Origin of the sequence: Shewanella carassii (genome assembly GCF_002777975.1) — a bacterium.
Classification (GTDB): domain Bacteria; phylum Pseudomonadota; class Gammaproteobacteria; order Enterobacterales; family Shewanellaceae; genus Shewanella; species Shewanella carassii.
Genome location: NZ_NGVS01000004.1, coordinates 79134 through 103713, shown reverse-complemented (window position 1 = coordinate 103713; position 24580 = coordinate 79134). Strand labels below are relative to the sequence as shown.

Here is a 24580-nt window from a genome sequence, read left to right as displayed (position 1 = left end):
TTGAGCGTAAACAGGAGTCATTGTTGTCAATCTATAATGACTCTGTCACGGCTTTCATGTTTGGCCTTATAGAGGGCGGCATCGGCGCGTTCGAAGGTTTCCTGAATGTGTTCGCCATCAATGATTTGTGCGGCCCCTATGGATACTGTAACTGTAATACGCTGATTTTTAAATTTAAACGGAATATTTTTAATTTTTTCGCGCACTCTGTTCAATAGCTGTTCTATGTCCTTGGGTGAGACATCGGGGATAATGAGTACAAATTCTTCACCGCCATAGCGGGCAACAAATTCAGTATCACGCAAAGAGTTTTTCAACGCCATGGCGATGACCTGCAGTGTCTTATCTCCTGTGGTATGGCCAAAGCTGTCGTTGATGGATTTGAAGTGATCTATGTCGGCGACTGCCAGCCATAAGGGTTGTTTGTTGCGCTGGAAGTGACGGTATTCCTGCTCCATCCGCTCCTCCATGGCCGCACGGTTGGGCAGCTGGGTGAGGGTATCGAGCATGTTGAGCTTTTGCTGCTCGAATAATCTTTCCTTGTAAGTGGAGGCTTCACTTGTGAGGTCATTGAGCTCTTTGCGCATGGTTTCCATCGACTTACGCAGCAGTGCCTGTTCTCTTTGCTCCAGCGCTTCTTTGCGGGCCAGGCTGGCGCGAATGGCGGCCAGTTGCTCGCTGATCTGCTGTTTGAGTTCGGTAATATCTTCGATATCCACCAGCGACTCCCCCACGCTGTCGACTTGGGTGTTGATCTCTCGATTCAGTTGACTCTTAAGCTGATGGCTGCGCTGGGATTGGTTGTAGGAGTCGCTGACCACTTCGCGCACGGCGCTCAAGGCGTCGTTGAGGGCAAACAGAAACTCCTGCGAAGCGGTTTTTTCGCGGGCGATGTTGTCTAAAAGCAGCGAGAGTATTGTTTGATAGGCTTCCAGCAGGGTATCGATATCAATGTCGGGTGATGCCAGCTGCTCTTTGATCACCAATACCTGATCGCGTTGATCTTTGCGAAACTCTATGTTGGAGATCATCTGCGCCAGCTCGTGGCCCAGTTGCCTGTGTTTGGGCATTACCGCAATGGGGGATTCGGCTTCGAATTGACTGCAAAGCAGTTGCTCGTAGAAGCCCACCAACTGTTCGACCTTGGGAATATAGTCCCAGACGGTATGGAAAGGTTTGCCCAGCTCCTGTTTGAAATAGCTGACCTCTTTCTTGAGGCGCTCTGGCATGGAATCGACTCGTTGCAGTTGGCGACTGAACTTGCTCAGACTAGAGCGGCCCTCTTCGAGCTGGCCCATTACATGGTGGTATTGCTTCTTGAGCAATCGTTCGACTTCGACCAGATCCGGTAACACTTCATCTATGCGTTCATAGGTGCCCAGGTTATGCCTGAGTTTGGCCAGTTTGTTGTCTAGCTCTAGGTTTTGCCCTTTGCAGGCCAGGCTGAGATGGCCAATAAATTGCAGTAACGCCTGCAGTTTGGCGTTCCTGTCTTCATTCATTTCATCTAACGCGGCTTTGGTGGAATTCAGTTTCTGCTTGAGAACACCTAGTTGCGACACCGTTGCGTTTGAGTCCTTCATTCCTGTAACTTTCCTTCGATGCGGGATCGAATCCATTGTAGGGGTATAAATGACTGAAATTTCGTGACAACCGTTTCAGACACTATTAAATGGTATAGCAATCTGTCAGGAGTGCAAATTCGCCATCTCGTTGTTGCGACAAAGTTTTGTCGTTCAGATCAAATAATTGGCATTGGGTCGATTTTTGATTGTAATTGCGACTCCGGCCAATCAATTTTATCTTTTTCTCCGTTGGTTTCTATTCGGATTAAGCCGCGGATTATACTCTTTTGCAGTTGCAGATAGAGTGGGGCAGAAAATATGGCCGCCGGAGTAAAATCCAGGGTACTGAAACCAACGTAGTGGCCTTGATTATCTTTAAGGCTCATGGCTCCGGCTAACGCCAATTGTGTTGTTTCAAACAAGGTTTCGGCAGACAGACGGACATCGGGGTTAGCCAGCAGCGGTAATGGGATGAATCCGAGAGCCCATTTGACGTTTTCTTTCTGAAACGCTGCCGCAAGTTGCTGGTGAATTTGCCTTGCACTGGTTTCATAGTCCAAAACCAAGGCAAAAAGTCCCGGCCTGAGCAGAAATACATCGGCATGAGTCAGCTCGGTAATGTCATTTGCCAACCGCTCTAGCCTAGGGGCAGCCAAGCTGTTTCCAAGCCTTATGTCACTATCGAAATCTTGCTCTAGTGCCAGCAGAGCCAAGCCTTTGGGTTTTGTTGCTATTTTCTTCAGTAGTGACCGATAACCAGGTAAACCCGTCATCGGGTCCAACAACATTGTCGATTGTTGAACATTGTTGTTTCTAAGCATCTGTCTGCGTAGTTTGGATTGCTGCAGCAATAAGCCCAGCAATACCAGACAGAGTATTGTCCCTCCGGCCAACAAAGCGTTGCGGGTATGCAGGGTTGCCAATTGTTGCTGTTGCTCTTGCCGCAACTGTCCCAATGCAAGTTTTAATCTTTGCTCGGTAAGCGCTGAGGATTTGATGTCCGAACCTGTATTTTTATCTTTCTCTAACAAAGCGTTATGTATTTTAATGCTTTCTGTCTGAGTCGCAAGCGCTTGCTGAAAGCGGCCTTGGGCCTGGTAGGCATCGGTCTGGTAGCCGAGGGCTTCTATCTGCTCTTGCTGTAATTCCAACTGTTTGGCTAAACGCAGTGCTTCTTGGGCATGTTGCATCGTCAAGGGCCAATCCTTTATGGCATGGGCAACTTGCGCTATGAGCATTTCGTTGTAAATCAGATAATGATTACTCTTCCGCTCTTTGAATATCTCGTTGGCTTGAAACAGGTAGTCGAGGGCGACTCGATGGTCGTTCAAATGGAAGTAGGCCTCTCCCAAATTGTGAAAATTCAGTCCCTGGGCGGTAAAGTTTTTCAGCTCGGCATCTATTTGCTGGGCATTAAGGTAATAGTCTATCGCCTTGTTCCATTCGCCGTTGTTGGCATACACCATGGCGATAACTGTCATGGCGCTCGATAGATAAGAGCCTGAGCCCAAAGCCTTAAAGGCATCGGCGGCGCCGTGGGCAAATTCGAGAGCCTCATCTTTCTGTTGCAGATCGCGGTACAACTTGGCCAGATTTAGCTGCAACATCGCTTTTTGATTAGGCTGGTTGAAGCGGCTGGCGAGCCGAAAAGCCTCGGTGTAATGCTGCAATGACTTGGTTTGTTCACCCTTGCGGTTGTAGTACTTACCCAAGGCCGATTCTGCCTCGGCTATCAGATAGTCATTGCGTAATTGATAGGCCGTTTCCCTGAGTTGATTGAATGCATTCAGAGCCAACTGTTCTTGCTTGATGATCAAGTTGACTATGCCAAGGTCTTCATAAATGACATATTTGAGCAGTTGGCTGCGTTTGTCCTGGGCTTCACTCAAGAGCTCAAGCGCTTGGTTATTAAGGGTTACTGTTTGTTGGTACGCTTGTTGAACTCGACCGATATATCGGGCTTCGAGGTTATTGAGCGCCGCTTTTTCATAATCGCTGCGGGCCACGGTTTTCAGTTGTTCGATCAACTGCTGCGCTTGTTCAAGTTTGCCTGGTGCGCGAATTTGAATATCCATATTTAACCGGGTCAATAAGATGAGTTTGCTCATCAGTTGTTCCGGGGAGTAACCCAGCTCCAGTGCTCGGGATGTAAACTGCTCGACAGAGGAAAAAATCAATGACTGGGGTAAATCGTCAGTCACTGAGAGGTACAGTTTGGTTGGATGCTCTCTGAATGTTATCTCTATCTCTTCCAGCTCATCGGCATGTGCCATGCCTAAAAGCAGCATGGATGCGATGAAGATAACCCTGAAAAAATACATAAATTTGCCTCTGTCCCATTCTGCGGGGACTTAATTGTTAGCTTTTATTAGCAAAGGGTGAGGTGACTATCCCGATATTGTTATACTCGACCGATTTTATAACAACAATGACATAAGAAGGAATTACGAGTGAAATCCGCTGTTTTGTCAATCATATCTTACTCCTCCCTACTGACAACTCTGGGCATGGCATCTTCAGCCTGGGCTGACGTCGATTATCAGATAGATCTTAAAAGCCCGGAGCATCACCTGGCTCAGGTCAAGGTCACTTTCCCGCAACATTCAGGGCAACAGCTCAAGGTCAATCTGCCGGTTTGGCGTACCGGCAAGTATCAGGTATTGCCGCTGGCGGACGGGGTTCGCCGTTTTCATGCCACGGACGAGCAGGGCAACAGCCTGCCTTGGAAGCGCAGTGCCAGCGGTGAATGGACTGTGGTTTTGTCCAAGCCAACAGCGGTCACCGTCAGCTATCAACTCTATGCCAACGAGTTGGGGCAAAGAGTCAGGCATATTGATGCCAGCCATGCGTTTCTGGATGCCAGCGGCGTATTCATCTACAGCCCCGAGTTTCGCCAAGAGCCGCTTAAGGTAACACTGGATGTACCTGCCGACTGGCGCAGTTACTCAGGAATGGCAGCGGCTGATAAGCCCCATTCGTTTGTGGCCGCCAACTATGATGTATTGGTCGACTCGCCGATTGAAACCGGGCTCAGTCAGCATCGCGCCTTCAAGGCCGACGGCAAACAATATGAACTGGTGGTTTGGGGCGAGGGCAACTATGACCTGGAGCAGATAGAGGCCGATCTGGGTAAGTTGTCCGCTACGGCTGCGGCCATTTGGGATGACTATCCCTTTGAGCGTTATGTTTATATGGTGCACGCCACCTCGGGGGCCCGCGGCGCCACCGAACATTTGAACTCAACCATTATCCAGCTGCCCAGATTCAACTTCCGTGAGCGCCAAGATTACCTGCGTTTTATCAGCACGGCTTCCCATGAGTTTATTCATACCTGGAACGTCAAGGCCTACCGCCCGGAGGGACTGGTGCCCTACGACTATCAGCAGGAGAATATGACTGAGCTGTTATGGATGGCGGAAGGCTCTACCAGCTATTTTCAAAACCAGTTGTTGTTGCGTGCCGGGATCATGACGCCGAAAGAGTTTATGGAGGACCTGGCCAAGCGAGTCAATGCCAATCAGCATAAACCGGGGCGGGAAATTCAGTCGGTGGCCGAGGCCAGTGCCGGTCAGTGGGTCAGCACAGGCGGCGATTACGCCATCAACCACAGTGTGAACATCTACTCCGAAGGTTATTTGACTTCGCTGGCACTGGACTTCTCACTGCTGCAGGACACAGACAAAGAGGTGTCCTACCGGGATGTGCACCGGAGTCTCTATCGTGAGCATAAGGTCCCCAAGGGATACAATGTCACGGATGTGAAACGTATTTTGAAAAACCTATCCGGCAAGGACTATGAGTCTTGGTGGCAGAGCCATGTCAATGCCCCCTTGGTGCTGGACTTTGACAAACTGCTGAGTCAGGCAGGGCTTAAGACCGCCTACGGCAAAGACAGTAAGGAGCAGGCCTTTGCCGGTATGACACTCACTTCCGGCTCTTTGGTGTTGCAAAGTGTTGAGCGCGGTGGTCCGGCTTGGCAGGCGGGCATAGTCGCCGGCGATCAGCTGCTGGCTATCAATGGCTTGAAAGTCAGCGCCGAAGGTTACGCCAAACGTTTGGCCGACTTTGACGCAGGTGATGAGTGGACTGTGACCCTGTTCCACGACGATAAGCTCATAGAGCGGCGTGTGACTCTGGCCTCAGAGCAATCCGGCAAGCTGCAAATTAAGCCTAAGGAAAGCGTCAGCCGCGCCCAGAAAGCCTTCTTCAAGGCCTGGCTCGGCATAGACTGGCCGTTTGACGCTCAGGGTAACTATAAGTCCTGAGTCTGATAACTCCTGAATCTGATTGTCCAGAAAACGCCGGCGCATCTTCAGGTGTGCCGGCGTTTTTTATGGCGCTTATTTTATCTCAGCGCAGGGGCCTTGTTACTCGGAGATAGGGGTTACAGGCTGTCTTCAACGCCGCCCAAGGCATCGACCAGAGCTAGCATCAGCGCGACCAGTTCGCTGCTCATCAGCTCAAAGTCGGCGTCCAGTTTGGCCAGTGGATCCTCACCGGCAACATCATCGGTGGCGGCGCGGAACTCTTCCGAGAACTTGAGGCGACGCAGTCCGGCATCGGATTGCAGCACAAAGGCGATGGACTGACCGAAGTGCAGTGCCAGTTTATGCACCTGCTTGCCGGTTTCTAGGTGAGCCAGTACTTCCTCTTCGCCCAGATCCTGCTGCTTGAAGCGCACGGTTGCACCATCATCGGCGGCAGACTTGAGCTCGGCTTCATCCTGAATGGTGAAGGGGGCTGGGGCATTGCCTTGCTTGAGCCATTCGGTCATTTGCACTTCAATCGGTGTCTTGGTGCTCATTGGCACCACAGGCAGGCTGCCGAGCGCTTTACGCAGCAAGGCCAGCAGTTCTTCGGCCTTGGCGGCGCTGGAGCTGTCTACCAGGATCAGTTGCTCATCCAGCAGCAACAGTGCCTTGATTTGGCTGCGACGGGAGAAGGCTCTTGGCAACAGAGTGGTGGTGATTTCATCCTTGAGCGCATCTTTCTCTTTCTTGGTCAGCTTGCGGTTTTCTTCCTCTTCCAGCAGCGACACCTTTTCTTCCAGCGCTTCCTTGATGACCTGAGAAGGCAGCAGCTTCTCCTCTTTGGTGGCGCAGATAAGGTGGCGGTTGTTGGCGCTGTGAACCAGGGTGTGCCCCAGTTTGCCCAAAGCCTTGGAAAAACCGAACTTGCTGATGTCCTGACTGGAGCAGGGAGAAAAGGTGAAGCCCTCAAGGGCCGTCTCCAGTGCCTCTATATCGGTGGAAAATGGTTTGTTGAAACGATATACGGTGAGATTTTTAAACCACATGACAGGCGCTCTTTGAAAAATAAAGCCGCAGTGTAAGGCATGAATTCCTCTAGGTAAACCCGCCCTGCTAGCACAGATTTTTTCGCTCTGGGCAGATTTAATCAAAATGTCATATAGCCCTTTGCTTGCCGCGAGGCCCTGTAGTGACGGGCTTTTACCGGTGGCTGGGCAGGTCTTTGATGCCAATGAAGCCAGCAAGTTAAAAGATGAAATAAAACTGCAACAGACTCGTTGCACACTTTCGCTCGTTCCAAACCAATAACCAAGACGAAGAGAACGTCGAAAGGAATTAATGATGAACGCATTTTGCAAAACACTACTCGCTTCAGCTATCGCTTCAGTCTCTCTGGCCTCTGCCCATGCAGCCGAGCCGCTGACCGTTTACGGCAAGCTGAATGTTACTGTTCAGTCCAACGACGAGGCCGGTGCTGATGATTCTGAAACTACGGTTCAGAGCAATGCCTCTCGTTTTGGCGTGAAGGGCGAATTCGATCTGGGTAACGACCTAGCAGCATTCTACACAGTGGAATACGAAGTAGACACAGGCGATGATGCCAAAGACAACTTCCTGGCCCGTAACCAGTTTGTTGGTTTGAAGGGTAACTTCGGTGCCATTTCTGTGGGTCGTAACGACACCATGCTGAAAGTGTCTCAAGGTAAAGTAGACCAGTTCAACGACCTGTCAGGCGACCTCAAGAGCCTGTTCAAGGGTGAAAACCGTATCGAGCAAACTGTGACTTACCTGTCGCCTTCATTCGGTGGTTTTAAAGTCGGTGCCACTTACGCAGCAGAAGCCGCCAAGTCACAAGGCGGTGAAGATGGTTTCTCTGTCGCTGCCATGTACGGTGACAAGGATCTGAAAAAGAGCGCAGTATTCGCCTCTGTCGCCTACGACTCAGAAGTTAAGGGCTACGATGTTCTGCGCGCCACAGTACAGGCCAAACTGGCCAACTTCATCCTGGGCGGTATGTACCAGCAGGAAGAAAAGTCAGTGGACGGTGACAGCAAGAATGGTTACCTGCTGAGCGCGGCTTACAAGATTGACGCAGTGACCCTCAAAGGTCAGTGGCAGGACATGGAAGACAAGGGTGATTCCTGGTCTATCGGTGCCGACTACAAGCTGGGTAAGCCGACCAAGCTGTTTGCCTTCTACACCAATCGCTCCATGGAAGATATGGGCGATGATGACAAGTACATAGGTGTTGGTCTGGAACACAAGTTCTAAACGACCACAGCTGCAGCGAAGGAGGCCTTGGGCCTCCTTTTTGTTTGCACTGTTTGTAGTCAGGAGGCGTATGGAGGTCGCTTTTGTCGCGCTGCTGTTGGATTTTGCCTTTGCCTTTTGCGGATGAATCCAGCCAACTTAGTCGAACGGCTCTAGGGCGTGTTCCTGCAGTGTGAAAACAGTCGTCTGGAAATTGTGTCAGTGCCGTGTACCTGAAAGATAATTCGCGCCCGGCCTAACAGGGAGCCGCGGCAGTACTTGGTTAAGTTAAGGCTAACTTATTGTTTGTTGTAGACTTGTAATCTAAATTCAGCTGCGGTGAGATTGTTGCTCGTGGCGGTCAATAACGGCTATTGGGTAAGCTTTTCATTCCAGTTTCAAGTGTTTAATCGGGATAATTGTGACAAAATAGCGCCGTTAAAGACGTAATGGTCGACTCTTTTCATCATTTTGTAATAAAACTGTCCAATAATGGCCACGTGGAAATTCACTGACAGAAACCGTTATGACTGCAAGGATTTTAATAGTAGAAGATGAGTTGGCTATCCGTGAGATGCTGACTTTTGTTATGGAACAACACGGGTACACCACCAGTGCCGCCGAGGACTTTGATTCTGCGTTGGCACTGCTCAAGGAACCTTATCCGGATCTTATTCTGCTGGACTGGATGTTTCCCGGCGGCAGCGGTATTCAGTTTGCCAAGCGATTGAAGCAAGATGAGTTTACCCGTCAGATCCCTATTATCATGCTCACTGCCCGCGGTGAGGAAGAGGACAAGGTCAAAGGCCTGGAAGTGGGCGCCGATGACTATATTACCAAACCGTTTTCCCCCAAGGAGTTGGTGGCCCGCATCAAGGCGGTTCTCAGACGCGCCGCGCCAACCCGCCTGGAAGAAACCATAGATGTACAGGGCCTGACCCTGGATCCTGTCAGCCATAGGGTCACAGTGGGGGATTCTGTGCTGGAGATGGGGCCGACCGAGTTTCGTTTGCTGCACTTCTTTATGACTCACCCGGAACGGGTCTACAGCCGTGAGCAGTTGCTGGACAATGTCTGGGGCACCAATGTCTATGTCGAAGATAGAACTGTGGATGTGCATATTCGTCGCTTAAGGAAAGCCGTGGAGCTGTCCGGGCACGATAAACTGATCCAAACGGTTCGCGGCGCAGGTTACCGCTTCTCTACCCGTATCTAGCGGGGTAACAATGGGCATGGGCCGGGTTTTGCGTTATCTTGTGCAACCATCGGCCTTTTGCCTGGGCATTTTCTATGTTTGATTCCTATTCGGGTTATCGGCTGTTTTCCCGTCTGATGCTGTACCTGGCGGCTTGTCTGCTGCTTGGGTTGCTGCTTGGTCAGTTGCTCTTGGTACTGTGTCTGGGCGCTTTTCTATTATTGGGTTGGCACTATCGCCAGCTTATTCGGCTCAATTACTGGTTGTGGCGCGATCGCCGCTTAACGCCGCCACAGGGCAGTGGCAGTTGGGAAGGGGTATTCAACGGCATCTATCGCCTGCAGGGCAAAAACCGCAAGCGGGTGAGTCAGTTGGCCGGGCTGTTAGGAAGGTTTCGCCAGGGGGCCGAAGCGCTTCCCGATGCGGCCGTGGTGCTCGATTCAGATCATAATATCCTCTGGTGTAACAAGTTGGCGCAGCTGCTGCTCGGCTTTGTCTGGCCGCAGGATAATGGTCAGCGAATAGATAACCTTATCCGGCATCCCGACTTTTCGGCCTATTTGAAAAAGGGCCATTACAAGGAGCCGCTGGAGCTGCCGTCCCCGGTTTCGGATAAGCGTCTGCTGGAAGTGCGCTTGATGGCCTATGGCGACAGGCAGCTGTTGCTGATTGCCCGGGATATCACCCGGGTTAGGCAACTCGAGGGAATGCGCAAGGAGTTTGTTGCCAACGTCTCCCATGAGCTGAAAACACCGCTCACTGTGCTGCAGGGGTATCTTGAGATGATGCAGAGCATGGCCGAACCCGACTCCCCCAATGTCAAGGCGCTGGAGTTGATGCAACAGCAGACCGGCAGGATGCAATCCATGGTGGAGCAGTTGTTGGCGTTGTCGCGGATTGAAGATGCCGCCGATATTAACCTGGAACACACTGTGGATATGCAGCAGTTGATGACCACCTTAAAAGAGGAGGGCGAAGCGCTCTCCCGTGGTCGCTACCAACTGAGCTTCTATGCCGAACCAGGACTCAATACCCATGGCAATGAGTTGCAGCTGCGCAGTGCCTGCTCCAATCTGTTGTCCAACGCCATACGCTACACAGAGCCGGGCGGCAGTATTGAGGTGCGCTGGCAACGGGTGGCAACCGGCGCCATGTTCAGTGTTAAAGACAGTGGTGAAGGGATTGCACCGCAGCATATCAGTCGCCTGACAGAACGCTTCTATCGGGTCGACAGTGCCCGCTCGCGGCAAACCGGTGGCAGTGGTCTGGGGCTGGCGATAGTGAAACACGCCCTCAGTCATCACCACAGCGAACTCAAGGTGGCCAGTGAGCTTGGCAAGGGCAGTACCTTCAGCTTTGTGATCCCGCAGCATCTACTGGAGCAGCAAGCTTCCTGACGCGTTTGACTGCATTAACCCTATTAAGGAGCCTTTGGCTCCTTTTTGCTGTCTATCGGGAAAAGGCTTTGTGCACTCTTTTTCAAGCCTGTGGCAAATGGCAATCTCACGGTCATGATTAAGCAAAGGCTTTAGGAAACTGCCGGTGCAACATGGTCAATCGAGGATCCTTTATGCCGAAATGGCTTCAAGACCTGGCTGGCCGTTATTTTCAGGCCGTTATTTTCGATACCCAGTTACAACGTATTTATTTTGGCTTGTCATGCAACTGTCATTTTTAAGTCATAGACTTGTCATTGTGGCAATTGATACTGGCTGCGTTTTAGAAACCAAGTTCGGTAAAAACTGGAGCAAATAATGAAATTGAAACAGCTTGTCGGCGCAGTAACCCTTACGGCCGCTGGTGTATTCTCTGCAGCATCAATGGCTGCTATCGATCAGTCACTGCCAACCTACGAGAAAACAAGTGGTGTTTCCGGTAACTTGTCTTCCGTCGGCTCTGACACTCTGGCCAACATGATGACTCTGTGGGCGGAAGAATTCAAACAGATGTACCCTAACGTCAACATCCAGATCCAGGCTGCCGGTTCTTCAACTGCGCCTCCAGCCCTGACCGAAGGGACTTCTCAGTTCGGCCCAATGAGCCGCAAGATGAAGCCAAACGAAGAAGAAGCGTTTGAAAAGCACTATGGTTACAAGCCTACTGCGATTCGTGTAGCCATCGATGCCCTGGCGGTCTTTGTGCACAAGGACAACCCAATCAAGGGTCTGAGCATAGAGCAAGTTGATGCTATCTTCTCCTCTACCCACAAGTGTGGTGGCAGCGATATCACTCGCTGGGGTGATGCCGGTCTGGACGGAAGCTGGTCTGCCAAAGACATTCAGCTGTACGGCCGTAACTCAGTATCCGGTACTTACGGTTACTTCAAGAAGAAAGCCCTGTGTAAGGGTGACTTCAAAGCCAACGTGAACGAGCAGCCAGGCAGCGCCTCAGTGGTGCAGTCTGTATCTCAGTCGCTGAACGCTATCGGTTACTCAGGTATAGGTTACAAGACTGCCGGTGTGAAAGCCGTGGCTCTGTCGAAGAAGGGTGACGACTATATCGCTGCAACGCCAGAGAACGCGGCCAGCGGTACTTACCCACTGTCACGCTACCTCTACGTTTACATCAACAAGCATCCAAACAAAGAGCTGTCACCCATGCAGCGCGAGTTTGTCCGCTATGTTCTGTCCAAGCAGGGTCAGCAGGTTGTTGAGAAAGACGGTTATGTTGCACTGCCAAGAAGTGTGATTGCCAAAGACCTGGAGAAGGCTGGTATCCGTCTGTAAGACATACCCCTTCGAAGAAAAGCCCGCATCGCGGGCTTTTTTGCGTTTCAGTCCATGGAAAATAGCGCAGGGGCGCGCTGCTGCATGAACTCGATAAAGAGTTTTACCTTGAGTGGTTGCTGGCTGCGTTGATGATAGAGCAGGGAAATACGCCGTTTTTCTCCTTTCCACTCCGGCAGCAATACCTGTAGCCGACCATCTTTCAACTCCTGTTTGCAAAAGAGCTCTGGGCCGTAAAGAATGCCGCCGTCATTCAAGGTTGCGCGGATGGCACCGTGGAGATCCGTCAGGGTCAGGTTGGCCGGGCCGTCATAATAGAAGGCATCGCCATCGGGATGGCGCAGCGACCAGTTGAACAGAGGCCAGACCTTGATCACCTTATGTTGACTAAGCTGCTGCGGATGATTGAATACCGGCGCCTTTCGAAGATACCCGGGGGAAGCCACCAGGCGATAATCCAATACTCCAAGAGAGCAGGAAACCCAGGAGGAGTCCGGCTGGGTGCCGCCGACTATGGCAACATCTATGCCTTTATCGATGAGATCCACCACCTCGTTACTTTGGGCGATATGCAGCTTGATATCCGGGTAGCACTCGCAAAATTCGTTCAGTGTCTCGATGAATATCATAGAGATAATCGAGATGGGAGCGGCAATTCTCAGGGTGCCTTCGGGCTTGTCGGCGCAGGTGCCGCTGGCCAGGGCATCAAACTGGGCTATCAGTTGCTGATAGCGTTGGAACAACTCCAGTCCCTCTTCGGTCAACCGCAGTTTGCGGGTGGTGCGCATCAGCAGTTGTTTATCCAGCACAGATTCCAGCTTGGCTAGTTTGCGGCTGACGGTGGCCACCGGCATATTCAGTACTTTGGCGGCCTGGGAGAAACTGCCAGCATTGACCAGATGTACAAACAAGTAGAGCAGTTGCAGTTCGGGAGCCTGATTGTCACTCATTGCTGTTCCTCAATGTGCCAAGGATATGTTTAAAACGCTTGTCTGCCGATGTCTACGACCATAGCGCAATGGCTGGCAGAAAACGGCTGTGGTAACTTGTCGGCGTCTCTGCCGAACTTACTTAGCTGTACTGATAAGGGCAGGCAAGATACAGAATTCCCCGCCATTTTCGCAGATCCCCGGCGGGAGTACGACAGCCAAAGTCAGCAAAATGGAAGAAGTATGACTGGAATCATTACTCCGCTGATCTCTGTGTTTGGCATTATGCTCGCAGGTTCACTGGTACAGAAAAGCAAAATCCTGCCGGATGGTACGGACGCCGCTCTCAACCAATATGTTTATTACATAGCTTTTCCGGCCATTATGATGATAGTGCTGGCAAGAACTTCTTTCGAGGAGATCTTCCAGTGGCATTTCATCATCGGTTTCAGTGTGGCAATGATGCTGACCTATCTGCTGGTGCTGCTGATTTCCGGTTGTTTCAGGGCCGGTCAGGGGGTAGGGGCGATTCGCGCCTTGAATGCCACCTTCGGCAATACCGCCTTTATCGGCATCCCTATGATGATGATAGTCTACCCGGGAAACCAGTTGGCGCTGGCTGCGGCGGCCATTGCCAGCCTGTTGTCTGTGGTGATGTTTGCCATCGCCCTGGTGTCGTTGGAGCTCGCCAGAGATACAGAAAATAAGGCGCATCCCTTGTTGATTATTGTTGAAGCGCTGGCGAAAAACCCGATTGTTATCGGCAGCGCCCTGGGCGTTGCTGTCTCGGCTTCCGGTATGGCTCTGCCGGATGGGATAGCGATGATGATAAGTCAGATAGGCGCCACCTCCAGCCCCTGTGCCCTGTTTGCCATAGGTATGGTGTTGGCCAAGGCGACCCGGGTTCGCGGCGCTACTCGCTTACCTGGGCCTTGGCAGTTGGCCGAGCTCTTTGGTATCAACGCCTGCAAGCTACTACTGCAACCTCTGCTGGCTTATCTATTATTGAAAGCCATGGGGATCAGCGGCACCAATCTGCAGATGGGCGTTATCCTTGCGGCCTTGCCTACGGCAGCGAGTGTATACTTACTGGCGCAGCGTTATGACACCAAGGCCGGGGTCAGTGCCCAGGGGATATTAGTGGGGACGCTGATCACCTTTATCAGTTTGCCTTTGATAGCGGCATGGGCTGTCTAGGGAACAACACAGGGAATAATTAATCGACAGATATTTACTGTATAAAAAATCAGTATATACTGTTTATCAATACAGTGTTTTGGGAATTCATTATGCTTTGCCAACTCAGCATCAATAACTTTGCCATAGTGCGTTTTCTGGAGCTGGACTTCCGTCCGGGAATGACCAGTATTACCGGCGAGACCGGGGCGGGTAAATCCATTGCCATCGATGCCCTGGGGCTTTGTCTCGGCAACCGGGCCGATGCCGCCAGTGTACGCCCCGGTGCCAGCAAGACAGAAGTTAGTGCCCGTTTCTCCCTGGCGGATGTCCCTCTGGCCAAGCGTTGGCTGGAAGATAATGATCTCGAACTCGAAGATGAATGTATTCTCAGGCGCACTATAGGCAGCGATGGCCGTTCCCGCGCCTATATCAATGGTAACCCTGTGCCGCTGACTCAGCTCAAGGCTTTGGGGCCCTTGCTGGTGGGGATCCACGGCCAGCATGCTCATCACGCCATGCTCAAGACAGAGCAGCAACTTTACCTGCTGGACAGCTATGCCAATCATAAGCTGTTGCTCGATAGTGTCAGCAGTGCCTATCAGCGTTATCGCCAAATCGAGCAGGAACTGCGGCAATTGGTGCTGTCGCAGCAGGAGAGAATTGCCCGCAAGCAGTTACTCAGTTATCAGGTGGAAGAACTCAACGACTTTGCCCTCGGGGAGCATGAATTTGCCGAAATAGAGCAGGAGCACAAGCGTCTGGCTAACAGTACGGCGCTGATCGAGTCCTGTCAGTTGGCCTTGATGCTGCTCAGTGAGGGCGAAGAGGCCAACATAGAGTCATTGCTGAACCGGGCAGTGCATATCAGTGCCGAGCTGGAGAGTGTCGACTCTGAGCTGGCCAATGTCGGCGGCATGCTCAACGATGCCCTGATCCAGGTGCAGGAAAGCAGCAGCGAGCTGCAGCGCTATCTGGACAAGCTCGAGTTGGACCCTGAACACTTTGCCATGCTGGAGGCGCGACTTTCCAAGGCGATGCAACTGGCGCGCAAGCATCAGGTGATGCCCTCAGAGTTGTATCAACACCATCAGCAGTTGCTGGCCGAACTGGGGAGCCTCGACTCAGATGAGCAGAAGCTCGAAGAGATAGAGCAGCAATTGGAAGCTAGCAAACAGAATTATCTGACCCAGGCGCAAAAACTCAGTCAGAGTCGCAGCCGCTACGCCAAAGAGTTGGACAAGTTGGTCACGGCTTCCATCCATGAACTCAATATGCCCAAGGGCAAGTTCAGCATAGCGGTGGAGTTCAGCCCTGAGCAGATGTCGGTCAACGGCAGTGACAGGGTAGAGTTTCTGGTGACCACCAACCCGGGGCAGCCACTGCAGAGTCTGGCCAAGGTGGCCTCGGGGGGCGAGCTTTCCCGGATCGGCCTGGGTATTCAGGTGATAACCGCCCGTAAGGTGGCCACCCCGACACTGATTTTTGACGAGGTGGACGTGGGGATTTCCGGACCAACGGCTGCCGTGGTGGGCCGCATGTTGCGCACCCTAGGAGAATCGACCCAGGTGTTGTGTGTGACTCATCTGCCGCAGGTGGCAGGTAACGGCCATCAGCATATGTTTGTTGCCAAACATGCCAAGGGCAGTGGTACTGAAACCTCTATGGTGGCACTGGATAAAGAGCAGCGGGTACAGGAGCTGGCTCGGCTGCTTGGTGGCGATACCATCACCAGCAATACTCTGGCCAATGCCCGTGAGCTGCTGAGTAGTTAAGTCTAGGACTGGGCTGTTAAACCTGGATTTGATAAATCAAAAGGCCACATCTGTGTGGCCTTTTGGCTGACCTTTATGCAGAAAGAAGTAGTGCGGCTGTGTCTCTTGGGAGTCGCTTGGGTAGGATAATAGCGTGACGGACGATTTCCCAGTCCTTGCTATGACTTACGGCCTTTGGGGGAAGTGTTTTTTCGCTGTGAGCCTTTACTGGCGCTTTTTCCCCCTGCGCCGCCTTTTCCCGCTTTTCTCTCTTTGGTTTTTCCTTCAGTGGCTTTTCCATCTGTAGCTTTGCGGGAAGCCGCTGGAGCCTTTTGGCTACCGGTCTGCAGTGGTTTATTGGCGGCTGTTTCGGTGTCTGTTGCGGCAGCAATTTTCGGCTGTGGCAATATCCCCAACTCTTCAAAGAAATTGATCTGCCTTCTTAACTCAAACAAAGAGCCGGTACGGCTGGTCTGGCCTATGGTCAGGGTCCAGCTGTCGGTGAGGCCGTCGGTATTGCTAAGGATATAGCCACGATAAACCAGCTTACGCATCTTATTGAGCGCTGATCCCTATGTTGGATACGCCGCTCATGACGATTTCTTTGCGCAGTGCTTTGACAAACTCCGCGGTTATCTGCGGGTTTTCTTCGATTATTTCCAGCAAGGATGCCTGCAACTCGCGCTCTTCCTGCATCACTTCATGGCTGAAGACAAAATCGTCCAATGCTTCACCGTCCAATTCGGGATCGGCTATGGCTTCAATATAGTGGGCCACGGTACCGGATGATAGCTTGGAGATATTGGTGATGTCGTCTTCCACCTTGCTTTCCAGTGCGCTCAGCAGGGAGCTGAGTGCCACGACGGCATCCATCGCCGGGTAGACTCCATAGGCATCGAATTGGGTCGGCTCCGGGGTGTTTTCTTCCAGTTTTGCCATCTGCAGCTCAAGGTTCAGCTTGAGTTTGCGGTCATATAAAGACTGCCACAGCAGGTTGAGCACTGTATCCAATACCTGAGGATCGCCGAATTCACACACCTCGGAAAACAGTTGGTAGTTGGGGTACATACGCTGGCACAGCGCCACGGCAAAGAGTTTCTTTTGTGGCAGTTCCAGCGCCTTTAGGCGTTTAAAGAAGCCCGGTTTAGTTGTCATCGGTTAAATCCATCGAAAGTTGGGATATCACTTGTTTCGCCGCAGATTCTACCTTAGTTAACTCATCAAGTAACTCCAGTATTTCTGGCTCCAGCTCGGCAATGCTGCTGCCTTGTTTGAGACCGCCTTCCACGGTTTGACAGAGTTTTTGCAATGTCGGTACGCCGCAGTAGCAACAGGCACCGTGCAGTTTGTGGACACAGGACTGCATTTTTGCGGCGTCATCCTGCTCCAGCGATTCCTGGATGTCGCTGGTGGTGTCCGGCATGGAGTCAATTAGCATTCTGAGCATATCCAGCGCCAGATCCTGTTTCTGATTGGCCTGGGTCAGACACAGCTCCCAGTTGAGGGTGTGCTGGTCAAAATGGGTAAACTTGGGCCGGGTGAGCCAGCGACTGATCACTCCTTTCAGTGCGGCTTCATCGATAGGCTTAGGCAGGTAGCCATCCATGCCGCTATTGAGGATCCGCTCGCGCTCCTCATTGATGGCGTGGGCGGTTACCGCAATGATAGGGGTATTGCGGTTCAACGAGTCCTGACGAATGAGCCGGGTGGCGGTAATGCCATCGGTTCCCGGCATCTGGATATCCATAAAGATCAAATCAAAGCTGCGCTGTTTGGCCAGATTCACTGCCTGCTCGCCATTACTGGCTGTGGTCACCCCAGTGACCAGTTCATCGAGCAGGGTGTCAATCAGCTTGAGGTTGGCCGGGTTATCATCCACTGCCAGCACATTGAGCTTGTGGCGCTGCTGCGGCTCGACCAGTTTAGGCAGGGCGGGCTTGAGTTCAGATTCCTGTGGCAGATAAATCATGTTGCGTGCCATCAGGTATTCGCTGGCAGGAATGCTCAGAACAAGGTCTACAACAGGGCGAATATAGCGCTCCAGTGCCTCTTGATCATGACAGTCGAACAGCGCAATAAGGGCCTCGGTCACTTGTCTGGCACTCTTGAGCACTGCCTGCAACTGAGTCGGGCCATCGAAGCCGTGACAGCCGAGCAGCACATAGTCGAAATGCGCCTTGTCTTGAGCAAGTTCGGCTTCCAATTGCGGCACAGTGTGAACACTGTTGACCTGCATCTGCCAATGTAACAAGCGGCGGTTGAGCACAGAGCGGGTCAAGGGTCTGGGTTCAAAAAGTAATACCGTCTTGCCTCTGAGCTGCTCCAGTGGCAGCGGCTCACCTATCGGGAACTGGCTGGTCATCAGCGGCAGGGTAAACCAGAAGGTGGAGCCTTTGCCCACTCGGGAACTGAAGCCTATCTTACCTCCCATCTGGTTAATGAGACGCTTGGTGATCACCAGCCCAAGGCCGGTACCGCCGAAGCGGCGGGAGATAGATGAATCGGCCTGGCCGAACGCCTGGAATAGCAGTTCCTGCTGACTCTCCTCAATGCCGATACCCGTATCTGACACCTCACAGTGTAATAGCAGTTTGTCCTCTTTAAGATCGCTGATATCCACTTTTAGCAGCACGCTACCCTGATCGGTAAACTTGATGGCATTGCCCACCAGATTGGTGATGATCTGACTGACCCGCATGGCGTCGCCGCTGACGGCATCCGGCACTTGAGGGGCCACATCCACCACAAGTTCCAGCCCTTTTTCATGGGCGGAGCCGGCGAGCAGCATTAGGGTGTCATCCAGGGTTTCCCTGAGGGCGAACGGCATAGTTTCCAGCACCATCTTCCCGGCTTCCAACTTGGAGAAGTCGAGAATATCGTTGATGATGCTGAGCAGGTTGTTGGCGCTGCGTTCAATGGTGCGGATATATTCCATCTGACTGGCATGTAGCGGCGTTTTCAGTAGCTGACGGGCAAAACCTATCACGCCATTGAGCGGCGTTCTCAGTTCGTGGGACATGTTGGCCAAAAACTCGGATTTTATCCGACTGGCTTCCAATGCTCGTTTCTTGGCCAAGTCCAGTTCGACGTTTTGGATCTCAATCTGCTCCAGGGTTTCTCTGAGGTCTGAGGTCGCCTGATCGATATTCTGCTGCATTTCCTCATGATATTCAGATAGGGAACCCGCCATGGCGTTGATCCCCCGTTTGAGCAGATCCAGCTCACCGATAAGGTTACCCTTTAATCGGGTATCCAGCTTACCCTCGCGGATTTTGGCCACCACCCGCACCATGTCTGTGATTGGCTGAGTCACATTCTTAACCAGACGGAAGGTAAACAGCAGATTCAGCTGTACCCCAATCAGCACTATGATAAAAGCCGCCACCGCGGCTCTGTGCTGTTCTAGCAGCGCCTTTTCCTTGTTGAGCAGCAAAGAGATATAACCCAGAGGTTTCTCATTGGCGCCGGGAGCATCGTCTACCGCCAGCAGGCTGCCAGCGGCGAAAATCGGCGCTCTCAATACCAGACTGTCACCTACTTGATCGTATTCGGTGCGGGCCAGATCCGAGATGGCGCCCTTGTAGCGCATGATCTCAAAGTCTTTGTGATAGTGGGAGGTGACAAACAGCTGGTTGTCGGCATCAAAGATGGCGATGGATTTCACCAGGGTCGACTTGTTGAGCTGAGCCGCGGCGAGCAGGCGTTTAGTGGCCTCGCGGTTATTGGCCGCTAGGCCTACCTCACTGGCGATGGCCAGTGGCTCTATGATATTGCTGCCCTGTTCTATGAGCGTATCTTCAAGCTCATAAAAACGATTTATGGTAAAGTAACTGCCCAGAAGAATACCGACCAAAATGGTAGGGGCCAGGGCCAATACCAGCACCCAGGATCTGAGGCTGTACTTGGTCATGTTATTCGCACTGTTCATGGGCGGTATAGGTATTCCAGCTAGTTTGTTTACGGCTATAGATAGACTGCCAGATATTCCGGCGTCTTTGCCAGTTTTTTATTGTTTCAGGGGCCTAGATGGCACAATTTTTTAGAGAAAAACCAAACAGATCCAAAAAAGTCTCCGTAAAACTGTCTCTCACGGCTTCCGGACTGGATCATCAGGGTGCCGGGATCGGTCAATATCAGGGCAAGGTAGTGTTTATTCCCGGCTTGTTGCCTGGTGAGAGCGCCGAGGTGCAGCTCACCGAACAAAAAAAGAATTACGCCAGGGGTAAACTCATCCGTATCAGCCAGACCTCTCCTGAACGAGTCGAGCCCCAATGCCCCCATTATGCGCTTTGCGGTGGTTGCGATCTGCAACATCTGTCAGATTTGAGCCAGCGGCAGCATAAGCAGCGAGCATTAGCCGAGCTGTTTGCTAAACTCTCGGGTCTATCCGAATTACCCGCTATTGATGAACTGGTATCTGCCCCTTGGCATTATAGACGCAAGGCCAGACTGGCGACCTGGTATGACAAACAAAGTCGCGAATTCACCCTGGGGTTCAGGGCCAAGTCCAGCAGCAAGGTGGTGGCCATTGGCGAGTGTCCTGTATTGGCGGCTTCGTTGTCGGAACTGATAAAGCCGTTGGCGGCGCAACTAGCTCACCTGCAGGGCGTGGCTCAGCTTGGTCATGTGGAGCTGATTGAAACCGAAGCCGGTCGTTATGCTGTGCTGCGTATCACTCGGTCACTGGTGAATAAAGACAAGGAAAAGCTCAAGGCCTTTGCCGAGCAGCAAGGATTGCAGTTGGTGCTGCAGGACAATCAGGGCGAGTGTGAGTACCTTACGGGCAATCAGCCAAGCTACCGCTTGCCTGGCGTTGATGGCAAAGAGCTGACGCTTAAGTTTAATCCGGGGAATTTTATTCAGGTCAACGGTGAAGTAAACCGCGCCATGGTGGCCAAGGCCATAGATTGGCTGCAACCCAAGGACGGCGAGCACATATTGGATCTCTTCTGCGGCATGGGTAACTTCAGCCTACCGCTGGCGGCCAGCGGCGCCAGGGTCACAGGTGTCGAGGGCGTGCCCGCCATGGTTGAGCAGGCCAGACAAAATGCCAAACAGGCAGGGCTTGAAGGTGTGAAGTTCTTTTGCGCCGATCTCAGCGCCGACCTCTCGGCCGAGCCCTGGCTTGGCAAGGTGGATAAACTGTTGCTGGATCCCGCCCGGGCCGGTGCCTATGAGACGCTTTCTTATCTGAAAAACATCGCGCCAGAGCGAGTAGTGTATGTCTCTTGCAATCCGGCGAGCCTGGCGCGGGACAGCGTGTTGCTGCTCGAGCAAGGTTATCGCCTAGAGCGCCTCACTGTGTTGGACATGTTCCCCCAGACCCATCACACCGAAGCCATGGCCTTGTTTGTGCGGAATTGATGCTTTTATTGTCTATCGAGTCAATTTTATCAATAAAGGTACTCACGGGGGTTTGACATCCCATCGGGTATGCTCAAGATAGGGAGTCTTGTTGAGTCTGTTAATCGGACACTAAAGGAAGGTGAGATGGTATCTGTTCGCGAAGCACACTTTAAGGATCCTGATTTTAATCTGGATGAGTGGGTTAATCGTTATGTGGCCGACTCCGCCGATGCCGGGCGTTTGTTGGCGCTGATAGCCAAGGTGGAAGCACTGCCTATGGGTAAGTGCAAGCGTCCCAAAGCCGAGCTGCAGGCTAAGGCGCGGGAGATGATAGAGATCCTCGCGCCGCTCAACATGGATATCGAAACCCTGCAGGCGGCCATCTTATTTGTGTTTTTCGAGGTGGGCATAGTCGATGAAGCTAAGCTCACCGAAGACTTTGGCCCCGAGTTGGCTACCTTGGTCAACAGCGTCAAGACCATGGATGCCATAGGCGCACTCAAGGTGGGCAATGACAGCCGCAGCAGCGAACCGCAAATCGACAATATCCGCAAGATGTTGCTGGCCATGGTGGAAGATGTTCGCGCCGTGGTGATTAAACTGGCCGAGCGGGTATGTCTGCTGCGGGCCGTGAAAAACGACGATGAAGAAACCCGGGTATTGCTGGCCCGGGAAATTGCCGACATCTACGCGCCACTGGCCAACCGTTTGGGCATAGGTCAGCTCAAGTGGGAGCTGGAGGATATCTCGTTTCGTTATCTGCATCCCGAGACCTATAAAGAGATTGCCAAGCAGCTGGATGGCAAGCGCCTGGACCGTGAAGTCTTTATCGACAACTTTGTCAATCAGTTGCAAACGCGGCTGGATGAAGAAGACATTCGTGCCAAGGTCTATGGCCGCCCCAAACATATCTACTCCATCTGGCGCAAGATGCGTGGTAAGCAGCTTAAATTTGACGAGCTGTTTGACGTGCGTGCGGTGCGAATCGTCACCGACCGGCTGCAGGACTGCTACGGTGCGCTCGGTGTAGTGCATACCCTTTGGCACCATATTCCCAGAGAGTTTGACGACTATATTGCCAACCCCAAACCCAACGGCTATCAGTCGATTCACACTGTGGTGGTGGGGCCGGAGGGCAAAACAGTCGAAATCCAAATTCGCACCCAGCAGATGCATGAAGATGCCGAGCTCGGGGTGGCGGCTCACTGGAAATATAAAGAGGGCAATCACTCCGGCAAACAGAGTGGCTACGAAGAGAAGATCAACTGGCTGCGCAAGATTTTGCAATGGCAGGAAGATGTGGTCGAGAGCGGCAACCTGGTGGAGGAGATCCGGGCTCAGGTCTTCGAAGACAGGGTCTATGTGTTTACCCCGTCCGGCGAAGTGGTGGACTTGCCAGCTGGCTCAACCGTGCTGGACTTTGCCTACTATATCCACTCCCAGGTGGGCCACAAGTGTATTGGCGCCAAGGTCGATGGCCGCATAGTGCCGTTCACCTACCAGGTGGAAACCGGTGAGCGCATCGAAATTATCACCTCCAAGCATCCCAATCCGAAGCGGGATTGGCTTAACCCCAACCTGGGTTATATCAAGACCTCCAGAGCCCGCAGCAAGATCCAACACTGGTTTAAGCAGCAGGACAGAGACAAGAACCTGGTGGCCGGACGCGAGATGCTGGAAGCCGAACTGGCGCGGGTGGGGCTAACACTCAAGGATGTCGGCAGCGCCATTGAGCGCTTCAACATGACCAACATGGATGACCTGTTGGCGGCCATAGGTGGCGGCGATGTGCGTCTCAACCAAGTGGTCAATCATGTACAGAGCCGACTCAGGACCCAGGAGCCTTCTGACGAAGAAGCGGTGGAAGAGCTGGTCAAGAAAGGTCAGCAGAAACCCATAGGCGCCAATCGCGGCCAGATAGAGGTCAATGGTGTCGGTAATCTGATGAGCCATCTGGCGCGCTGCTGTCAGCCGGTGCCCGGTGATGAGATTTTCGGTTTTATTACCAAGGGACGCGGTATTTCGGTGCACAGAGCCGATTGTGAGCAGGTCAAGGAACTGATGCGTGCCCATCCCGAACGGGTAGTGGATGTGGTCTGGGGCGAAAACTACTCCGGCGGCTACAAAATCCGTATTCGAGTGGTCGCCAACGACAGAACCGGTTTGCTGCGGGATCTCACCTCTGTGCTGGCGGCGGAAAAGTCCAATGTGCTGGCGATGAGTTCCTCATCGGATCTCAAGAACCAGACTGCGGCCATTGAACTTGAGATGGAGCTTTATAACCTAGACGGTTTATCTAGGGTTATCTCCAAGTTGACCCAGGTAGACGGAGTGATAGAAGCCCGCAGGCTCTGAGGCCTGACTGGTATTCGAGTGACACGAAAAACAGGACGCATAGGTTGCGTCCTGCTGTTTTTTAAGACTTATCAAAGAGTCGTTGGATTGGTAAGCGTATTAGCAACAAAGGAGTAGCGGCAGTGGCGGCAGATATCAATGCATTGCTTGAGATTATGGCAAAGCTCAGGGATCCTGAGCTGGGTTGTCCCTGGGACAGGGCGCAGGATTTTGACTCCATAGTGCCCTACACCCTGGAAGAAGCCTATGAAGTGGCCGACGCCATAGAAAGCCGCGACTGGCAAGAGTTACCTTCTGAGCTTGGCGATCTGCTGTTTCAGGTGGTGTTCTATTGTCAGCTTGGTAAGGAAAAGGGCTGGTTTGATTTCGCCACTGTGCTTGAGCGGATATGTAACAAGCTTACCAGTCGTCATCCCCATGTGTTTGCCGCCGATACCGACTTGAGTTTTGACTCGGCGCCGGATGCCAAGAACAACTGGGAGCGTATCAAGGCGGCAGAGCGCGCCGGGCGCGAGCTGCACTCAGTGCTGGATGATATTCCCAAGGCGCTGCCGGCGTTAACGCGGGCGGGTAAGATCCAAAAGCGGGTCGCCCGGGTAGGCTTTGATTGGCCCGAGCTTGAGCCTGTGGTCGATAAGGTACAGGAAGAGATTGAAGAAGTGTTGCACGAAGCGCGTCAAGCCACGCCGGATAAGGCCAGGGTTGAGGATGAGGTGGGCGATTTGCTGTTTGCTGCGGTGAATCTGGCGCGCCACTTGGGGGTGGACCCCGAGCAGGCCCTCAGAGGGGCCAATAACAAGTTTGAACGGCGTTTTCGCGCCGTCGAGCAAAAAGCCAATGCCAGCGGCAAGCCGTTTGCAGAACATGATCTGCAGGCACTGGACGCTTATTGGGATCAGGTGAAGCGTGAAGAGCGCGGTGAAAATTGAGCAAAGGCGGCACCTGGATTAAAATTGCCCGAATGGGGCGCCATTGTAAAAATTATCGTTATTCCTGTTTGGTAAATGGCGGTGGCTTTGATATACTGTCGCCCC

The 24580-nt window shown here is 52.5% G+C and carries 17 protein-coding genes; 10 read left to right on the top strand and 7 right to left on the bottom strand.

Translation table 11 applies throughout. The features are described 5' to 3' along the window. Positions 1–26: 26 nt before the first annotated feature. On the bottom strand, positions 27–1583 hold the full coding sequence (locus tag CBE72_RS01345; protein WP_100141964.1) for a GGDEF domain-containing protein: 1557 nt from the start codon (positions 1581–1583) through the stop codon (positions 27–29). A gap of 158 nt (positions 1584–1741) precedes the next feature. Continuing rightward, entirely contained in the window at positions 1742–3886 is a 2145-nt protein-coding gene (locus tag CBE72_RS01340) for a tetratricopeptide repeat protein (RefSeq protein ID WP_100141963.1), read from the bottom strand. A gap of 129 nt (positions 3887–4015) precedes the next feature. On the opposite strand from CBE72_RS01340, the gene CBE72_RS01335 reads away from it, so the two are divergent. After that, positions 4016–5830 carry a M61 family metallopeptidase gene (locus tag CBE72_RS01335; RefSeq protein ID WP_373289249.1) on the top strand — a complete coding sequence of 605 codons (1815 nt, stop codon included), beginning with the start codon at positions 4016–4018 and terminating at the stop codon, positions 5828–5830. A 119-nt stretch (positions 5831–5949) separates the two neighbouring features. On the opposite strand, the gene rdgC is transcribed toward CBE72_RS01335, so the two are convergent. Next, positions 5950–6861 carry a recombination-associated protein RdgC gene (gene rdgC, locus CBE72_RS01330; protein ID WP_025889123.1) on the bottom strand — a complete coding sequence of 304 codons (912 nt, stop codon included), beginning with the start codon at positions 6859–6861 and terminating at the stop codon, positions 5950–5952. A 292-nt stretch (positions 6862–7153) separates the two neighbouring features. On the opposite strand from rdgC, the gene CBE72_RS01325 reads away from it, so the two are divergent. From CBE72_RS01325 to CBE72_RS01310, 4 genes are all read left to right on the top strand, one after another. After that, positions 7154–8086 carry a porin gene (locus CBE72_RS01325; protein WP_100141962.1) on the top strand — a complete coding sequence of 311 codons (933 nt, stop codon included), beginning with the start codon at positions 7154–7156 and terminating at the stop codon, positions 8084–8086. 505 nt (positions 8087–8591) lie between these two features. Continuing rightward, complete coding sequence (phoB, locus tag CBE72_RS01320; RefSeq protein WP_025011640.1) at positions 8592–9281, top strand: phosphate regulon transcriptional regulator PhoB; 690 nt, start codon at positions 8592–8594, stop codon at positions 9279–9281. A 74-nt stretch (positions 9282–9355) separates the two neighbouring features. Further along, positions 9356–10657, top strand: coding sequence for a phosphate regulon sensor histidine kinase PhoR (gene phoR / locus CBE72_RS01315; protein WP_100141961.1), 1302 nt, complete (start codon positions 9356–9358; stop codon positions 10655–10657). A 357-nt stretch (positions 10658–11014) separates the two neighbouring features. Then, positions 11015–11986, top strand: coding sequence for a PstS family phosphate ABC transporter substrate-binding protein (locus CBE72_RS01310; protein WP_025889126.1), 972 nt, complete (start codon positions 11015–11017; stop codon positions 11984–11986). A gap of 47 nt (positions 11987–12033) precedes the next feature. Here CBE72_RS01310 and CBE72_RS01305 read toward each other — a convergent pair whose 3' ends face one another. After that, the gene (locus tag CBE72_RS01305) at positions 12034–12936 is read right to left on the bottom strand and encodes a LysR family transcriptional regulator (protein ID WP_039033736.1); all 903 of its coding nucleotides are present in this window, start codon (positions 12934–12936) and stop codon (positions 12034–12036) included. Positions 12937–13158: 222 nt separating this feature from the next. Between CBE72_RS01305 and CBE72_RS01300 the strand changes: the two genes are divergently transcribed. Continuing rightward, complete coding sequence (locus CBE72_RS01300; protein ID WP_100141960.1) at positions 13159–14112, top strand: AEC family transporter; 954 nt, start codon at positions 13159–13161, stop codon at positions 14110–14112. 92 nt (positions 14113–14204) lie between these two features. After that, the gene (gene recN, locus CBE72_RS01295; RefSeq protein ID WP_100141959.1) at positions 14205–15866 is read left to right on the top strand and encodes a DNA repair protein RecN; all 1662 of its coding nucleotides are present in this window, start codon (positions 14205–14207) and stop codon (positions 15864–15866) included. Positions 15867–16024: 158 nt separating this feature from the next. On the opposite strand, the gene CBE72_RS20540 is transcribed toward recN, so the two are convergent. From CBE72_RS20540 to barA, 3 genes are read right to left on the bottom strand one after another with little or no spacing between them, the layout of a single operon-like run. Continuing rightward, complete coding sequence (locus CBE72_RS20540; protein ID WP_100141958.1) at positions 16025–16399, bottom strand: DUF3319 domain-containing protein; 375 nt, start codon at positions 16397–16399, stop codon at positions 16025–16027. Position 16400: 1 nt separating this feature from the next. Continuing rightward, positions 16401–17000 carry a YjaG family protein gene (locus tag CBE72_RS01285; protein ID WP_100141957.1) on the bottom strand — a complete coding sequence of 200 codons (600 nt, stop codon included), beginning with the start codon at positions 16998–17000 and terminating at the stop codon, positions 16401–16403. Next, positions 16990–19773 carry a two-component sensor histidine kinase BarA gene (gene barA, locus CBE72_RS01280; protein ID WP_100141956.1) on the bottom strand — a complete coding sequence of 928 codons (2784 nt, stop codon included), beginning with the start codon at positions 19771–19773 and terminating at the stop codon, positions 16990–16992. The genes CBE72_RS01285 and barA overlap by 11 nt, the downstream gene beginning before the upstream one ends. Positions 19774–19871: 98 nt before the next feature. On the opposite strand from barA, the gene rlmD reads away from it, so the two are divergent. The 3 genes from rlmD to mazG all read left to right on the top strand — a co-directional run bounded on the left by rlmD (position 19872) and on the right by mazG (position 24475). Then, entirely contained in the window at positions 19872–21209 is a 1338-nt protein-coding gene (gene rlmD / locus CBE72_RS01275) for a 23S rRNA (uracil(1939)-C(5))-methyltransferase RlmD (protein WP_100141955.1), read from the top strand. 126 nt (positions 21210–21335) lie between these two features. Further along, a complete protein-coding gene (relA, locus tag CBE72_RS01270) occupies positions 21336–23546 on the top strand; it encodes a GTP diphosphokinase (protein WP_100141954.1) in 2211 nt (736 codons plus the stop codon). Positions 23547–23668: 122 nt separating this feature from the next. Continuing rightward, the gene (gene mazG, locus CBE72_RS01265; RefSeq protein ID WP_268239844.1) at positions 23669–24475 is read left to right on the top strand and encodes a nucleoside triphosphate pyrophosphohydrolase; all 807 of its coding nucleotides are present in this window, start codon (positions 23669–23671) and stop codon (positions 24473–24475) included. Positions 24476–24580 lie beyond the last annotated feature (105 nt).

Excerpts from the sequence above, each read along its gene's own strand:
- CBE72_RS01325 (WP_100141962.1), top strand. The coding sequence starts at position 7,154 with ATGATGAACGCATTTTGCAAAACACTACTCGCTTCAGCTATCGCTTCA.
- rlmD (WP_100141955.1), top strand. The coding sequence starts at position 19,872 with ATGGCACAATTTTTTAGAGAAAAACCAAACAGATCCAAAAAAGTCTCC.
- rdgC (WP_025889123.1), bottom strand. The coding sequence starts at position 6,861 with ATGTGGTTTAAAAATCTCACCGTATATCGTTTCAACAAACCATTTTCC.
- phoB (WP_025011640.1), top strand. The coding sequence starts at position 8,592 with ATGACTGCAAGGATTTTAATAGTAGAAGATGAGTTGGCTATCCGTGAG.
- recN (WP_100141959.1), top strand. The coding sequence starts at position 14,205 with ATGCTTTGCCAACTCAGCATCAATAACTTTGCCATAGTGCGTTTTCTG.
- CBE72_RS01340 (WP_100141963.1), bottom strand. The coding sequence starts at position 3,886 with ATGTATTTTTTCAGGGTTATCTTCATCGCATCCATGCTGCTTTTAGGC.
- phoR (WP_100141961.1), top strand. The coding sequence starts at position 9,356 with ATGTTTGATTCCTATTCGGGTTATCGGCTGTTTTCCCGTCTGATGCTG.
- CBE72_RS01305 (WP_039033736.1), bottom strand. The coding sequence starts at position 12,936 with ATGAGTGACAATCAGGCTCCCGAACTGCAACTGCTCTACTTGTTTGTA.
- CBE72_RS01285 (WP_100141957.1), bottom strand. The coding sequence starts at position 17,000 with ATGACAACTAAACCGGGCTTCTTTAAACGCCTAAAGGCGCTGGAACTG.
- barA (WP_100141956.1), bottom strand. The coding sequence starts at position 19,773 with ATGAACAGTGCGAATAACATGACCAAGTACAGCCTCAGATCCTGGGTG.
- CBE72_RS01300 (WP_100141960.1), top strand. The coding sequence starts at position 13,159 with ATGACTGGAATCATTACTCCGCTGATCTCTGTGTTTGGCATTATGCTC.
- CBE72_RS01310 (WP_025889126.1), top strand. The coding sequence starts at position 11,015 with ATGAAATTGAAACAGCTTGTCGGCGCAGTAACCCTTACGGCCGCTGGT.
- relA (WP_100141954.1), top strand. The coding sequence starts at position 21,336 with ATGGTATCTGTTCGCGAAGCACACTTTAAGGATCCTGATTTTAATCTG.
- CBE72_RS01345 (WP_100141964.1), bottom strand. The coding sequence starts at position 1,583 with ATGAAGGACTCAAACGCAACGGTGTCGCAACTAGGTGTTCTCAAGCAG.
- CBE72_RS20540 (WP_100141958.1), bottom strand. The coding sequence starts at position 16,399 with ATGCGTAAGCTGGTTTATCGTGGCTATATCCTTAGCAATACCGACGGC.